Raw genomic sequence first — 15,145 nt, 5'->3', positions numbered from 1 at the left:
GAGCCTGGGGCGGGCCGGTCCATCAGCCGCCAGGTCCGCCTGCGGACCAGCGGGTCGAGGGTGACCAGCAGGTACGCCGTGCCCACGACGAGGATGCCGCCGGTGGCGCCGAGCGTTGCCGCGAGCACGCCGCCGACGAGCCCGCCGAGCGGGATACCGGCCCAGGCCAGGCCGCCGACCGCGCCGAGGACACGCGCCCGCAGGCCGGCCGGGATGCGTTCGAACTCCGCGGCGGACAGCAGTGGGTTGATGGCCCCGATCAGCACCCCGCCGACCAGTGCGACGCCCGCGATGACGGGCAGCCCGACCGGCAGCGCCAGCACGAAGATCCGCGGGACGGCACCGAACAGGAAGGCCAGGGCGTACGTGCGCCATCGCGGCAGTCGCGCGCCGTACACCGACACGAGCAGCGACCCGACGAAGGCGCCGGCGCTCAGGGAGCCGAACACCAGCCCGACGGGTGCGGCGTCGTTGAAACGCTCGGCCGCCCACACCGGGACCAGCACCGCCGTCATCGCCTGGTCGAGCAGGTTCGTCAGCAGCACCATCGCGACGATCGCCCGGAGCAGCGGATCACGCCGGACGAAGCGCAGCCCGGCCCCGAGATCGGCGAGGTAGCCGCGGACTCCGGTGCGGTGGCCCGCCTCGGCCGGGTCGGGTTCGGCCCGCCGAACCCGGACCAGGGTCGCCACCAGCGCGGCGGCGAGCAGGAAGCTGGCCGCGTCCAGCGCGATGACGGCGGGAGCGCCGACCAGAGCGATCAGCACCGCGCCCAGCGGCGCCCCGATCAGCGACCCGAGGCGGTGCACGCTGTCGGCCAGCCCGGCGGCACGCTCGTTACTCCAGCCGGCGGTGGCCGCGACGTCGGGCACCATCGCGTACTTCGCGTTGTCCGACGGCCCGCGGAACAGCCCGACCAAGCCGACCAGCACCAGCAGGACCGGATAGCCGAGCAGGCCGGCGGCGTACAGCAGCGGCACCACGCCGAGCACGAGCCCGGCGATCAGGTCACCACCGATGCTGGCCGCCCGTGGCCCGATCCGGTCGACCAGTGGCCCGCCGAGGATGCGCGCCGCGACCAGGGCGCCCATCTCCACGAACGCGGTGACGCCGGTCAGCAGGGCGTCGCCGGTGGTCTGCAGCACGAACCAGGGCACCGCCACGACGGACATCCGGGTGCCGGTGACCGAGACCGCCTGGGCGACGAGCAAGCCGTACGCGGACCGCTGACTCATGCTCCGCCCCCGTCCACACCGGAGGGCTCATCGGCCGCGCCATCGGCGGATTCATCGGCAGCGGTGCCGTCTCCGGACGCGGCTCGCGCCGCCAACAGCGCGTCCAGCTGACCGCGCCGCGGGAAGATCTGGAACTGCGTGCTCATCGCGACGCGTTCCGATCCGTCACCGGCCCGGTCCGCCGCCCGGTCCCGATACCGCACCAGCAGGGCCATCATGTCGTCGGCGAGTTGCTGCGCCTCGGCGGCGCTCAGGCTGACCGTGAGGTCGCTCATGCTGGCCGCCCGCACCCACTCCTGCGGCCAGTCGGCCAGCTCGGTGATGGACCGCTCGACGTTCTCCGCGTACATCCGCGCGACCGTGCGCAGGTACGCCTCGCCGAGTTCACGCTCCGGGGCGTCCCGGTCGGGAGTGTCGAACCAGGTCGAGCGATGCACGGCGCGCCAGAAGCGCTCCCGGCCGCGGCCCAGCTCGGGCGCGTCGGCCACGAAGCCGTGCGCGGCCAGTGTGCGGAGGTGGTAGCTGGTCGCCGCGCTGGACTCGCCGAATCGGGCGGCCAACTGGGTGGCGGTCTGCGGTCCGTCGTGGCGCAGTGAGCCGAGCAGGCGCAGGCGCAGTGGATGCGCTACGCCGCGTAGCGTCCGCGCGTCGAGAACTATGTCCTGTGTGGAGTCGTACCCAGGCTTGTGCGGATCCTCCGTCATGATGCAAAGATAGCTTTGCAAAGGAGTCTTTGCAACGGGTTGTTGGCATGGTCGGCGTCGTGACCGCTCGGAGTCTGACTGAATCCGCTGTCGGCTCGCGGGTGGCCGGTTGACGGCTCGGCGTTTCCGCCCTGCTCCTGTGGCGGCTCGCGGAGCACCGGATCAGCCTGGGCTCGGCCGAACGCAACGAGAAAGGCCCCGGAGCGCTTTCCGCAGCTCACGGGGCCTACTCAGCACCTGGTGGCGGGTAGAGGATTCGAACCTCTGTAGCTTTCGCGACGGATTTACAGTCCGCTCCCATTGGCCGCTCGGGCAACCCGCCAGGGCACCCCACCGCGTCGCGACGCGGCAGCGAGAGCAAGGATAGCGGCTCCCCCCGGCGCAGGCGCAAGCGGGTACCGTCAGGGGGTCGTACCGCTGGTCAGCGGGGGACACAGGACCACAAATCGCCGGACAGCAGGAGCATGAGCATGGCAGCGAACCCGTCGTTCGACATCGTGAGCAAGGTCGACCGGCAGGAGGTCGACAACGCCCTCCGCCAGACCGAGAAGGAGCTCGCGACGCGGTTCGACTTCCGGGGCACCGGCGCCGAGGTCTCCTGGTCGGGCGAGGAGGCGATCAGCCTCCAGGCCGAGACCGAGGAGCGGGTGCGGGCCGCGCTGGAGGTCTTCAAGGAGAAGCTGGTCAAGCGGAACATCTCGCTCAAGTCGCTGGACGCCGGCGACCCGCGGCCCTCGGGCAAGGTGTTCAAGATCGACTGCAAGGTCATCCAGGGCATCGACTCGGACAAGGCCAAGGCGATCAGCAAGAAGATCCGCGACGAGGGCCCGAAGGGCGTCCAGGCTCAGATCCAGGGCGACCAGCTGCGGGTGACCGGCAAGAAGAAGGACGACCTCCAGGCCGTCATCGCCCTGCTCAAGGGCGAGGACTTCGGCGTCGCCCTGCAGTTCACCAACTATCGGTGAGCCTCGGCCGCCCCGCCGGTCGCTGGCGCGATCACGCCTCCTGACCTGCGCCGCCGTCGTCGCCCAGGGCCGTCGTTCGTCACCAACTGGTGACGGGCGGCGGCCCGGTGACGGCCCGGCTCAGGGGTTCAGCAGCACCTTGATGGCCCGACGCTCGTCCATCGCGCGGTAGCCCTCGGCGGCCTGCTCGAGGGGCAGGGCGAGGTCGAAGACCCGGCCCGGGTCGATCTCACGCTTGCAGATCAGGTCGATCAGCTCCGGCAGGAAACGACGCACCGGGGCCGGGCCGCCGTGCAGGTGCACGTGCGAGAAGAACAGCTCGTCGCCGGGCAGTTCGACGCCGTGCGCCACCCCGACGTAGCCGACGTGGCCGCCGGCGCGGGTGGAGCGGATGGCCTGCATCATCGACTCCTGGGTGCCGACCGCCTCGATGACCGAGTGCGCGCCGAGGCCGTCGGTGAGGTCCTTGATCCGCGCCACGCCCTCGTCACCGCGCTCGGTGACGATGTGGGTGGCACCGTAGTGGGCCGCCAACTTCTGGCGGGGCTCGTGCCGGCTGACGGCGATGATGCGTTCCGCGCCGAAGTGCCGGGCCGCCAGCACGGCGAGCAGACCCACCGCACCGTCACCGACGACCGCGACGGTCTTGCCCGGGCCCACCTGGGCGGCCACCGCGCCGAACCACCCGGTGCCGAGCACGTCGGAGGCGGCGAGCAGATCCGGGACCAGGTCGTCCGGGGGCAGCTCGGGCGTGGCGACCAGGGTGCCGTCGGCCAGCGGGACGCGCAGGTACTCCGCCTGGGCGCCGAGGCCGCCAACCGGCTCCCGTTGGACGCACGAGGACTGGTAGCCCGCGCGGCAGATGGGGCAGGTGTTGTCGGAGGCGAAGAAGGAACCCACCACGAACTGGCCGGGCTTGACGTTCCTGACCTCGCTGCCCACCTCCTGGACGACCCCGACGTACTCGTGGCCCATCGGGGACGGCCCGCTGACCGCTTCGATGCCGCGATACGGCCACAGGTCGGAACCGCAGACGCAGGTGGCGGAGAGGCGGATGACCGCGTCGGTCGGGAGGACGATCCGGGCATCCGCCCGCTCCTCCACCCGGACGTCGCCGGGGCCGTGCAGGACCGCACCACGCATGAGGCTGTTCCCTTCGGATCCAGGATTTCGGGCCGCGCACGCCCGCTGCCCGCCGACCGGACGGCCGGGGTCAGGTGGCGAAGACCAGCAGCAGGATCACGGTCAGGATCGCGCTGATCAGCAGCGAGCCGAGGCAGCCGACCCGGTTCGAGAAGAAGACGAACATGGCCGTCACCTACCCGCTCCGGGTCGCCCCCAGACCTCCCGGTCAGGCCGGGACGGGCTCGTCGACGCGTACCGTCGCCGCCTCCGCGCGGGCGATGGGGCCGGCGGGCAGCGCGGCGACCGCGGCCCCGAGGGCGACCGCAGCCCCGGCGAAGAGGAACGCCCAGGGCACCCCACCGGCGTGGTCGACGATCAGCCCGGCGACCGCGCCGCCGGCGGCGCTCGCCCCGACCGACATGGTGACCACCCAGGTGTACGCCTCGTTCAGCATGCTGACCGGCGAGATCCGGCCGACCAGGGTGTTCTCCAGGGTGAGCGCGGGCGCGATGGTGGCGCCGCCGATCACCAGCGCGGTGCCCAGCGCGGCCGGGGTGGGCATCAGCGCGAACACGGCGAAGCTGGCCGCCACCGCGCCGAGCAGCCAGGCGAACTGCCGGGTCATGTTGGGCGACGGCCGGCGGACGCCGAACCAGAAGCCGCCGGCGGCGCTGCCGATCCCCCAGACGGCGAGCAGCACGCCGGCGAGGCTGTCCGGGTCGTCGGCGGTGTAGTCGGTGGCGAACGCCGGCACGATCACACCGGCCGCGCCGAAGGCGATGCCCAGGCTGGCCACGCAGAGCAGCAGCGCCGGGAAGCCGGCGACCCGCAGCGGACCCAGCCCGCGGGCCCGGTGCTCGTGCGGGTGCGGGCGCCAGCCGCGCATCACCCGGCCGAGCGCCACCGCGGTGGTGCCGACGAGGGTCACCACTGCCGAGCCGACCAGCGCGGCCCGGGCGTCGGCGACCAGCACGAACCCGGCCACCAGCAGCGGACCGAGCACGAAGACGATCTCGAACAGGGTGGTCTCCGCGGCCAGCGCGGTGTTGCGCAGGTGGTGCCGGCCGGTAGCGGGAGCGGTCAGGTCGTTCCAGGCACCCCGGATCGCGGCGGTCAGCGGCGGGTAGGTGGCCCCGGCCACCCCGGCGGCCACGAAGATCAGCGCCAGGTTGCCGCCGGCGGGGCGGGCCGCGCCGAGCAGGCCGAGCAGGGCGAGCGGGTGGGCGACCGCGGTGCCGAGCAGCACCGGAGTGGGGCCGACCCGGTCGGCGATCCGCCCGGCGACCGGGCTGAGCGCGGCGCCGGAGAGGGCGTAGATGCCGCCGGCGACCGCGGCGAGCGAGTATCCCCCGGTCACCTGCTCGACCACGAGCAGCAGCGCCAGCGGCGTCATGCCGATCCCGAGCCGGCCGACGATGCCGGTGACCAGCAGCATCGGCGCTCCGGGGACCCGCCAGACGCCCAGGTACTGGCGCAGTGCGGCCACGATCGACCTCCAGGACGGATGTAATGAGTGGAAGACGTTTTGACCCTAACGCTCGGTCGCCCGGCGGAGAAACGGTTTGTGCCCGTACACACGGCTCCGCCCGCACCCGGGAGTCCGGGTACGGGCGGAGCCGGCGATGCTCAGGTCAGCGCTCGAACTGGACCGGGCCGGCGCTGGCGGCCATCCGCTCCAGCCGGGCGACCCGCTCCTCCATCCGCGGGTGGGTGGAGAAGAGCGCCGCCACGCCGCCACCCCGGAACGGGTTGTCGATCATCAGGTGTGCGGTGCTGGTGAGCTGCCCCTGAGCCGGCAGCGGCCGGCGCTGGGTGCCCATGTGGATCTTCCGCAGCGCGCTCGCCAGGGCCAGCGGGTCCCGGGTCAGCTGGGCGCCGGAGGCGTCCGCCTGGAACTCCCGGCTCCGGCTGATGGCCAGCTGGATGACCGTCGCGGCGATCGGCCCCAGGATGATGGTGAGCAGCAGCACGGCCGGGTTCGGCGAGTCCTCGTCGTCCCCGCCGCCGAGCGGGATGAACCAGGCGAGGTTCGCCAGCGTGGTGATGATGCCGGCCAGGCCGGCGGCCACGCTGGAGATGAGGATGTCCCGGTTGTAGACGTGCGACAGCTCGTGGCCGATCACGCCGCGCAGCTCGCGGTAGTCGAGGATCTCGGTGATCCCCTGGGTGACGCAGACCGCCGCGTTCTGCGGGTTACGCCCGGTGGCGAACGCGTTCGGCTGCGACGTCGGGCTCACGTAGAGCCGCGGCATCGGCTGCCGGGCCTCGGTGGCCAGCTCACGGACCATCCGGTACAGCTCGGGGAACTGCGCCTCGCTGACCGGTTGCGCCCGCATCGAGCGCAGTGCCAGCTTGTCGGAGTAGAAGTAGGTGAAGCCGTTCATCAGCAGGGACACGACGACGGCGATGACGAGTCCACCACTGCCGCCGAACCAGTAGCCCACCGCCAGGATCAGCGAGGTGAGCAGGCCGAGCAGCGCGGCGGTCTTCAGACGGTTGTGATGCACGTTCGCTCCTTCGGTGCACGGATCGCGAGGATCCGCTGACCGGTTCAACAACCCGGTACCCGTCAACCATCCGTCGTATGGCTGTGAGTTGCCTGGGAGCGCGACCACGCACCCGGCTCAGCGGGCGGCGAGCTCGAGCACGAGCTGCGGAGCGAAGCCGATGACCAGGGCGACCGCGGTGGCCAGCGCCAGCACCACGACGACCGCGCCGGCCGGCACGGCGGCGGCCGGCGGGCCGGCCGAGGCCGGGGTGGTCGGGGCCGGGCCCGGCGCCGGTGCGGTGCCGGCGGGCGGGGCGTACAGGACGGCGGTGAGCCGCAGGTAGTAGGCGAGGCCGACGACCGCGTTGACCGCCACCACCAGGGCCAGCCAGCCGGCCGCGCCGTCCAGCAGCGCCCGGACCACTGTCACCTTGGCGAAGAGCCCGGCCAGGCCGGGTGGCAGGCCGGCCAACCCGATCAACGCCAGGCCGAACGCCGCCGCCCGCCACGGGTGCCGGCGGGCCGCGCCGCGCAGCTCGTCGAGGGTGCCGCCGTCCGCGCCGGCCGGGCGCAACGCCACCACCCCGGCGAACGCGGCCAACTCCAGCACCACGAAGAAGACGGCGTACGCCACGGCGGCCGCGTACGCGGCGGTGCGGGCGTCACCGGTGCGACCGGCCGCCAGCGCCAGCGCGCCGAGCGGGGCGAGGATGTAGCCGGCCTGGGCCACCGAGGACCAGGCGAGCAGCCGGACGGTACGCCGCTGGCGCAGCGCCACCAGGTTGCCGACGGTCATCGTCAGCACCGCCAGCAGGGCGAGCACCGGGCCGGTCACCTCGGCCGGCAGCGCGTACTGCACCACGGCGAGCAGGGCCACCACCCCGCCCAGCTTCGACGCGGTCGACAGGTAGGCCGCCACCGGCAGCGGTGCGCCGTCGTAGGTGGCCGGCGCCCAGGCGTGGAACGGCACCGCCGCCACCTTGAACGCCAGGCCGAGCACGATCAGGGCGACGGCGGCACCGGTCAGCGGCAGGTCGAGCAGTTCCGGCCGGTCGGCGAAGAGCGTGCCGAGCCGACCCAGGTGCAGCGCGCCGGTGGCCGCGTAGAGCAGCGCGGCGCCGAGCAGTGTCAGGGTGGTGGCGACCACGCTCACCACGAAGAAGGTGACCGCCGCCTCGGCGCTGGCCAGGCTGCCCCGGCGCAGCCCGACCAGGACGTAGAGCGGCAGGGTGAGCGTCTCCAGTGCCACGATCAGCGTGATCAGGTCGCCGGCCGCGCCGAGCACCACACCGCCGGTCATCGAGCAGGCGAGCAGGAAGGCGTACTCCCCCACCGGCGACTGCCCGGCCCGCAGCGCCGGACCCGACAGCGCCAGCACGCCGAGGGTGAGCAGGGCGACGACGGCGCCGACCAGCGCGGCCCGGCCACCGAAGACGTACGAGCAGTCCGCGCCGACGCAGAACGTCCGCCGCTCGCCGCCGGCGCCGACCAGCGCCGCGCCGAGCGCGGTGGCGGCCGCGCCGAGGGCGCCCGCCGCCACGGTGGCCCGTGGCCGGGCCAGCACCAGGTCGGTGACCAGCACCAGGACGGCGGTGCCGGCGGCCAGGTACGCCGGCAGCAGCGCCACGTTGTCGACGCTCTGCACCACGCTCATGCCGGCACTCCGCTCCGCTGCGTGACGCCCTGAGGCACCACCGCGCCGAGCCCGATGATTCGCTCGCTCCGCTCGCTCATGCCGGCACTCCGCTCCGCTGCGCGCCGCCCTGAGGCACCACCGCGCCGAGCCCGATGATTCGCTCGCTCATGGCAGCACCTCCACCAGGGCGTCGACCGGCGCCTCGGCGACGCCGAGCACCAGGGCGGGGGCCAGCCCGACCGCCAGGGCCAGCAGCACCAGCGGCGCCCACGCGGTCACCTCGGCGCCGGCGAGCCCCGCGGTGGACCGGGCGACCGCCGGAGTGGGCCGGCCGTGGGTCACCCGGCGCAGCAGCCGGAGGAAGTACGCCGCGGTGAGCGCCCCGCCGAGCGCCGCCAGCACGCCGAGCGTGGTCCAGAACGCTCCGCCGACCTCGATCGCGGCGATCACCGCGAACGCCTCGCCCCAGAAGCCAGCCAGGCCGGGCAGCCCCAGCGAGGCGACCGCGGCGAAACCGAGCAGCCCGGCGAGCCGGGGTGCGGTCTCCCGCAGCCCGGACAGCTCGGCCAGCGACCCGGTGTGCGCGCGATCCTTGATCGCGCCGGCCAGGAAGAAGAGCAGCCCGGTGATCACCCCGTGCGCGACGTTGCCGATCAGCGCGGCCTGCAGGCCGGTGCTGGTGAGGGTGGCCACGCCGAGCAGCACGAAGCCCATGTGCCCCACGCTGGAGTACGCGATCAGCCGTTTCAACTCGTCCTGGGCGAGGCAGACCAGCGCACCGACCAGGATCGCCGCGACCGCCAGCGCGCCGAGCACCGGCGCGGCCCAACGGGCGCCCTCCGGCGCCACCCCGACCGCCACCCGGATCAGGCCGTAGGTGCCCATCTTCAGCAGCACCCCGGCCAGGATCACGCTGCCCACGGTGGGCGCCTGGGTGTGCGCGTCGGGCAGCCAGGAGTGCAGCGGCCAGAGCGGGCTCTTCACCGCGAAGGCCAGCGCCAGCAGGGTGAACGCGGCCAGCTGGGTGCCCCGGGACAGTCCGCCCCCGCCAGTGAGCGCCACGATGTCGGCGGTGCCCGCGGCGGCCACCACGACGTAGACGCCGACCAGCAGCAGCACCGAGCCGAGCAGCGTGTAGAGGGCGAACTTGCGGGCGGCCCGCCGCCGGTCCGCGCCACCCCAGCCGGCGATGACCGCGTACATCGGCAGCAGGACGACCTCGAAGAAGACGAAGAAGAGCACCAGGTCGAGGGCGAGGAAGGTGCCCAGGATGCCGACCTCGACCACCAGCAGCAGCGCCACCAGCGCCCGGCCGCTGCCGCCGTCGGGCACCTTCCACAGGGTGTATCCACAGCAGAGCAGGGTGAGCAGGGCGGTCAGCACCACCAGCGGCCAGGAGATGCCGTCCACGCCCAGGTGGAAGCGCAACTCCAGACCGGGCACCCAGGGCAGGTCGACCCGGTGCCAGGGGCGCACCGCCGGGACGGTCGGGGTGTAGCCGGACCAGGTGCGGTCGCCGAGCGCCAGCAGCGCGGCGGCCAACAGGGTGACCGCGGCGGCCACCGTGCCGACCACCCGGGCGGCCCGGTCCCGGGGCGTCGCGGCCACCGCGACCGCGCCGAGCGCCGGCACCGCCAGCACCGCGACCAGCAGGAACTCCCCCAGGCTCATGCCGGCACTCCGCTTCGCTCCGCGCCGCCACGAGGCACCCGTGCACCGAGCCCGATGATTCGCTCGCCGTGCTCGCTCATGCCGCGACTCCGATCAGGGCGGCGGCCAGGCCGATCAGCAGCGCGCCGGCCAGCACCCCGGCCGCCGCGCGGGGCAGCGCCGCCCGGTGCAGCGCCGCCAGCCCGCCGCCGAGCCCGACCGCGGCCCGGCCACTGCCGGTGACCGCGCCGTCCACCACCACCTCGTCGGCGGTACGCACCCCGCGCGCCAGCGCGCCGGTGGGGCGTACGACCAGGGCGTGCTGGACGTCGTCGAGCCGGAACGCGCGGGCGAACACCGGCCGCAGCCGGCCCAGCGTGGCGGCCGGATCACCGGCCGGGTCGCGCCGCCAGCGGGCCCAGGCGAGCCCCGCCCCGATCGCCAGCAGGGCGAGCGGCAGCAGCACCCCCGGGCCGAGGTGGACCAGCGGCACCGACGGCAGCAGGTCCGACGGCCGCTCCGGGGTGGCCGCTGCCACCGGCCGCAACAGGTCGGTGAACGAGCCGGCGAACCCGGCCAACCCGAGCAGCGCGGCCGGAACGGCGAGCAGCAGCACCGGCCAGCGCATCACGGCGGGCGGATCGTGCGGCTGGACGAGCGGGGTGCGCGCCGCGCCGAAGAACGTCCGCAGCAACAGCCGGGTGGCGTACCAGGCGGTGATCGCGACGCCGGCCAGGCCGGCGAGCCAGACCAGCCGGGCCACCCAGACCGGCGCGGGGCCGCCGCCGTGCAGCGCGTCCTCGGCGGCGTGGAGGATGCCGTCCTTGCTGAAGAAGCCGGCGAGCGGCGGCAGCCCGGCCAGCGCGCCGAGACCGACCACCGTGCACCAGAAGGTCACCGGCATGCCCCGCCGCAGGCCGCCCATCCGGGACATCAGCGTGGTGCCGACCGCGTGGATCACCGCACCGGCGGCGAGGAACAGCAGCGCCTTGAACGCGGCGTGGGTGAGCAGGTGGAACAGCGCCGCGGCGGGCGCGCCGACCGCCAGCGCGCCGGTCATGTAGCCGATCTGGGAGACCGTCGACCAGGCCAGCACCCGCTTCAGGTCGTCCTGGGCGGTGGCGGCGAGCGCGCCGAGCAGCAGGGTCACCACGGCCATCACCCCGAGCACCGCCAGCGCGGCCGGCACGCGTTCGAAGAGCGGGTAGAGCCGGGTGACCGCGTACACGCCGGCGGCGACCATGGTGGCGGCGTGGATCAGCGCGGAGATCGGGGTCGGGCCGGCCATCGCGTCCGGCAGCCAGGTGTGCAGCGGGAACTGCGCGCTCTTGCCGGCGACCCCGGCCAGCAGCAGCAGGCAGGCGGCGGCCAGCGTGCCGGAGGCGTGGTCGTGGGCCAGCACGTCGGCGATCCGGAAGCTGCCCGCCGAGACGCCGAGCAGCGCGATGCCGAGCAGGAAGCCGACGTCGCCGACCCGGGTGACCAGGAACGCCTTCATCGCCGCGGCGGGCGCCTCGGGCAGCCGGCGGTCGTGGGCGATGAGCAGGTACGAGCAGATGCCCATCACCTCCCAGCCGACCAGCAGCAGGACCAGGTCGCCGGCGACCACCACCAGCAGCATGGCGGCGGTGAAGAGGCTGATCTGCGCGGCGTAGGGCGGGTAGCGGTGGTCGACGTCGACGTCGTCGTGCGGGCCACGCCTGAGGTAGCCGATCGAGTAGACCTGCACGGCCAGCGCCACCGCGGCGACCGCGACGGCGACCAGCGCGGCGGCGCCGTCCAGCCGGACACCGATGCTGACGGTCAGCCCGCCCAGGTCGACCCAGGTGCCGGACGCCTCGGCCGGCCCGTCGAGGGTGACCAGCAGGGCCACCGCGAGCAGGAACGCGCCGGCCGCGCCGGCCACCCCGAGAGCGATCGCCGCGCGCCGCGCCCGGCCGCCGCCGTCGGGCGGCGCGGGCGGCAGCAGCAGGCCGACCAGGCCCGCCACCAGCGGTACGACCGGCAGCAGCGCGCCGAGCAGCGTGGTCGTGGTCATCGCTCCCCCTCGGGGCGATCGGCCGGGCGGACGCCGGCCGCCACCGGGACGCCGGCGGCGGTGGCCGGCTCGATCCGGCGTTCGGTCAGCGGGACCTCGTCCACCGCGACGCTGGCCCGCAGCCGGTAGAACTGGAGCACGATGGCCAGCCCGACCCCGATCTCGGCGGCGGCCAGCACGATCACGAAGAGCGCGAAGACCTGCCCGCCGTGCGGCAGCGCCGCCCGCACGGTGGTGTCCGCCGTGACCAGCACCAGGTTGACCGCGTTGAGCATCAGCTCGACGGCCATCAGCACCAGCACCGCGTTGCGCCGGCGCAGCACGCCGTAGACGCCGAGGCCGAACAGCAGCGCGGCGGTGACGTACGGGATGACCGGCCTCACCGCGACGGCCCCCGCTCGGCGCGCCCGGCCCGGCCGGCGCGGTCCCGCTCGGCGTTTGGGCGGCCGATGTCGGGGCGGGAGATCACGATCGCGCCGACCAGCGCGGCCAGCAACAGCACCGACAGCACCTCGAACGGCAGCACCCAGCCGCGGAAGATCTGTTCGCCCAGGCGTTCCGCGGTGCCCGCCTCGGGCAGCGTCACCGCCGTCCAGCGGTACGCGTCGACCAGCAGGGCGGCCAGGCCGGCCCCGGCTCCGCCGCCGATCAGCGCGGCCGGCCAGCCGGGACGGTCCAGGTCGTCGGAGGCGCCGATCGGCGCCCGGGTCAGCATCACCGCGAACAGCAGCAGCACCACCACCGCGCCGACGTAGATCAGCACCTGTACCCAGGCCACCAGTTCGGCACCGAGCACCAGGTAGATCCCGGCCAGCGCGCCCAGGCAGACCACCAGGTAGAGGCCGGCCCGGACCAGGTGCTTCGTGCCCACCACCAGCGCGCCCGAGCCGACCGCCACCGCACCGAGGGCGAGCAGCAGCACGTCCGCACCGGTCACCGCGTCACCCCTGCCGTCCCGGCCCGCCCGGCGGGCGCGCTCACGGTGCCGGCCTCGGTTCGCCGGTGCCGGGCTCGCCGGCCCGGCTCACTCCGCGCGTTCACGCCGGCACTCCGCTTCGCTCCGCGCCGCCGTGCGGCACTGGCGCGCTGGGCCGGATGGTTCCCTCGCTACCCGCGCTCACGGGGTGGCCTCGCCGGGCTCCGGGCGTACGGCCGCGGTGGCGGGCCGGGCGGCGGGCGCGGCCGGGACCGCGGCCTTGCGCGCGGCGGCGGTCTCCTCCTTGGCCGGCTCGCCGTTCGGGTCGTGCGCGGGCGGCGGCGGCACGGTGCCCATCCACTGCCCGAGGTGGTCCTTGTCGTGCAGCAGGTCCTTGATGTCGTACTCGGCGTACTCGAACTCCGGCGACCAGTAGAGCGCGTCGAAGGGGCAGACCTCGACGCAGATGCCGCAGTACATGCAGAGCGAGAAGTCGATGTCGAACCGGTCGAGCACGTTGCGCTGGCGGGGGCGGGCGGCGCCGGGCACCGCCACCTCCTCCTTGTGCGAGTCGATGTAGATGCACCAGTCCGGACACTCGCGGGCGCAGAGCATGCAGACCGTGCAGTTCTCCTCCAGCAGCGCGATCACCCCGCGCGAGCGGGGCGGCAGCTCGGGGGCGACGTCCGGGTACTGCTGGGTGGTGGAGCGCCGGGTCATCGTCTTCAGCGTGACCGCCAGCCCCTTGACCAGGCCCGTGCCGGGCACGCCGCGCTCGCCGGTGCCGCCGCCGGCCTCGCTGCGCTCGCTGCGGTCGCTCATGCGGACCATCCTGCCCTGTGCCCGCGGCGCGCGCGACCACCCCCCGGTGCCCGGCTCGGCCGGATCACCCCCCGGTCGCGCTGACGCCGCCGACGGGCGGGAGCATCTCGACGCCGAGTTGCTGGAGGACCTGGAACAGCTCGTTGACGCTCCACACGTCGACGATCCGGCCGCTGTCGTCGAAGCGCAGGAAGGTGGCGCCGGAGTAGCTGACCACCCGGCCGGTCGGCGGCACCGGGCCGAACTGGCCGGCCTGGGTGCCGGCCGCCCGCCAGTGCACGGCCACCCGGTTGCCGGCGGCCACCAGGTCCACGATCTTGTAGCGCAGGTCCGGGAAGGCCGCCCGGCGGTCCCGGTGCCAGGCCAGGGTGCCCGCCGGCCCGGAGCCCCCGAGCCCGGGGCACTCCGGCGCGATCAGCTCGTACGCGGACTCCTCCCGGCCGGCGTTCCAGACGTCGGCGATGAAGCGTCGGGCCGCCGCCTCCACATCGGTCATCCCGGCAGCGTAGTCAGCGGCCGGCCGGCCGGGCGGCCCGAGATCCGCGATGATGGGGGCAACCGAGGACACCGGAGGAGACGGCGTGGGCGGCGAATCAGGCGGGACGACCGGCGGCAAGTACGTCGAGCCGGGCGGCGAGTTCACCCGGGACCAGCGCTACATCGCCACCCGGATCACCGCCGACGGGCGGGACGGCTATCCGGTGGAGCCCGGCCGGTACCGGCTGGCGGTCAGTTACGCCTGCCCCTGGGCCAACCGGATGATCATCGTCCGTCGGCTGCTCGGGCTGGAGGAGGTGCTCCCCATGGCGGTGGCCGGGCCGACCCACGACGCCCGCAGCTGGACGTTCGACCTGGACCCGGGTGGGCGCGACCCGGTGCTCGGCATCGAGCGGCTCCAGGAGGCGTACTTCGCCCGGTTCCCGGGCTACGACCGGGGCATCACGGTGCCGGCGATCGTGGACGTGCCGACCGGACAGGTGGTCACCAACGACTACGCGCAGATGACCCTGGACCTCTCCACCGAGTGGACGGCGTACCACCGCGAGGGCGCGCCGGAGCTCTATCCGGAGCGGCTGCGCGGCGAGATCGACGACATCAACGCGGTGGTGTTCCGCGAGGTCAACAACGGCGTCTACCGCTGCGGCTTCGCCGGCAGCCAGGAGGCGTACGAGTCGGCGTACCGGCGGCTCTTCGACCAGCTGGACCGGCTCAGCGAGCGGCTGGCCGGGCAGCGCTACCTGGTCGGCGACACCATCACCGAGGCCGACGTGCGGCTGTTCACCACGCTGGCCCGCTTCGACGCGGTCTACCACGGCCACTTCAAGTGCAACCGGAGCAAGCTCACCGAGATGCCGGTGCTCTGGGCGTACGCCCGGGACCTGTTCCAGACCCCCGGCTTCGGCGACACCATCGACTTCGACCACATCAAGCGGCACTACTACGAGGTGCACCGGGACATCAACCCGACCGGGGTGGTGCCGCTCGGGCCGGACCTGGCGAACTGGCTCATCCCGCACGGCCGGGAGGCGCTCGGTGGCCGCCCGTTCGGCGACGGCACTCCCCCGC

General features: G+C 74.1%; 14 protein-coding genes and 1 tRNA gene. 2 read left to right on the top strand and 13 right to left on the bottom strand.

What is annotated here, in order from left to right; translation table 11 throughout:
* The 3 genes from DLJ47_RS01670 to DLJ47_RS01660 all read right to left on the bottom strand — a co-directional run.
* A partial coding sequence (locus DLJ47_RS01670) for an MFS transporter (protein WP_109898338.1) occupies positions 1-1,235 on the bottom strand: 1,235 nt, incomplete at its 3' end.
* The gene (locus tag DLJ47_RS01665) at positions 1,232-1,939 is read right to left on the bottom strand and encodes a winged helix-turn-helix domain-containing protein (protein WP_109898337.1); all 708 of its coding nucleotides are present in this window, start codon (positions 1,937-1,939) and stop codon (positions 1,232-1,234) included. The genes DLJ47_RS01665 and DLJ47_RS01670, both read right to left, overlap by 4 nt.
* A 238-nt stretch (positions 1,940-2,177) precedes the next feature.
* Positions 2,178-2,261, bottom strand: a tRNA-Tyr gene (locus DLJ47_RS01660).
* Positions 2,262-2,409: 148 nt separating this feature from the next.
* Here DLJ47_RS01660 and DLJ47_RS01655 point away from each other — a divergent pair.
* Positions 2,410-2,904 (top strand): YajQ family cyclic di-GMP-binding protein, encoded by a 495-nt coding sequence (locus DLJ47_RS01655; protein WP_158289761.1) that lies wholly within the window; start codon positions 2,410-2,412, stop codon positions 2,902-2,904.
* 120 nt (positions 2,905-3,024) lie between these two features.
* On the opposite strand, the gene DLJ47_RS01650 is transcribed toward DLJ47_RS01655, so the two are convergent.
* From DLJ47_RS01650 to DLJ47_RS01605, 10 genes are all read right to left on the bottom strand, one after another.
* Positions 3,025-4,047, bottom strand: a complete 1,023-nt coding sequence (locus DLJ47_RS01650) for a zinc-dependent alcohol dehydrogenase family protein (protein ID WP_109898335.1) — start codon at positions 4,045-4,047, stop codon at positions 3,025-3,027.
* A 208-nt stretch (positions 4,048-4,255) separates the two neighbouring features.
* A complete protein-coding gene (locus DLJ47_RS01645; RefSeq protein ID WP_109898334.1) occupies positions 4,256-5,515 on the bottom strand; it encodes an MFS transporter in 1,260 nt (419 codons plus the stop codon).
* Positions 5,516-5,660: 145 nt separating this feature from the next.
* Positions 5,661-6,536 carry a zinc metalloprotease HtpX gene (gene htpX / locus DLJ47_RS01640; protein ID WP_109898333.1) on the bottom strand — a complete coding sequence of 292 codons (876 nt, stop codon included), beginning with the start codon at positions 6,534-6,536 and terminating at the stop codon, positions 5,661-5,663.
* A 117-nt stretch (positions 6,537-6,653) separates the two neighbouring features.
* Positions 6,654-8,171 carry an NADH-quinone oxidoreductase subunit N gene (locus DLJ47_RS01635; protein ID WP_109898332.1) on the bottom strand — a complete coding sequence of 506 codons (1,518 nt, stop codon included), beginning with the start codon at positions 8,169-8,171 and terminating at the stop codon, positions 6,654-6,656.
* Positions 8,172-8,318: 147 nt separating this feature from the next.
* Entirely contained in the window at positions 8,319-9,824 is a 1,506-nt protein-coding gene (locus DLJ47_RS01630) for a complex I subunit 4 family protein (RefSeq protein ID WP_109898331.1), read from the bottom strand.
* Between the two features lie 76 nt (positions 9,825-9,900).
* Positions 9,901-11,841 carry an NADH-quinone oxidoreductase subunit 5 family protein gene (locus DLJ47_RS01625; protein ID WP_109898330.1) on the bottom strand — a complete coding sequence of 647 codons (1,941 nt, stop codon included), beginning with the start codon at positions 11,839-11,841 and terminating at the stop codon, positions 9,901-9,903.
* On the bottom strand, positions 11,838-12,224 hold the full coding sequence (gene nuoK / locus DLJ47_RS01620; RefSeq protein ID WP_233257604.1) for an NADH-quinone oxidoreductase subunit NuoK: 387 nt from the start codon (positions 12,222-12,224) through the stop codon (positions 11,838-11,840). Before nuoK ends, DLJ47_RS01625 begins: the two co-directional genes overlap by 4 nt.
* Positions 12,221-12,778: an NADH-quinone oxidoreductase subunit J family protein gene (locus tag DLJ47_RS01615; RefSeq protein WP_109898329.1), complete on the bottom strand. Its 558-nt coding sequence runs from the start codon at positions 12,776-12,778 to the stop codon at positions 12,221-12,223. The genes nuoK and DLJ47_RS01615 overlap by 4 nt, the downstream gene beginning before the upstream one ends.
* A gap of 180 nt (positions 12,779-12,958) precedes the next feature.
* On the bottom strand, positions 12,959-13,588 hold the full coding sequence (locus DLJ47_RS01610; protein WP_109898328.1) for a NuoI/complex I 23 kDa subunit family protein: 630 nt from the start codon (positions 13,586-13,588) through the stop codon (positions 12,959-12,961).
* 55 nt (positions 13,589-13,643) lie between these two features.
* Positions 13,644-14,075, bottom strand: a complete 432-nt coding sequence (locus tag DLJ47_RS01605) for an ester cyclase (RefSeq protein WP_109898327.1) — start codon at positions 14,073-14,075, stop codon at positions 13,644-13,646.
* Positions 14,076-14,127: 52 nt separating this feature from the next.
* On the opposite strand from DLJ47_RS01605, the gene DLJ47_RS01600 reads away from it, so the two are divergent.
* Positions 14,128-15,145: glutathione S-transferase family protein (locus DLJ47_RS01600; RefSeq protein ID WP_109898339.1), on the top strand; the 1,018-nt coding region annotated here is incomplete at its 3' end.

Origin of the sequence: Micromonospora sp. S4605 (assembly GCF_003176715.1) — a bacterium.
GTDB lineage: Bacteria > Actinomycetota > Actinomycetes > Mycobacteriales > Micromonosporaceae > Micromonospora > Micromonospora echinaurantiaca.
The sequence above is the reverse complement of the archived record's forward strand: the minus strand, read 5'-3'. Positions and strand labels throughout refer to the sequence as shown.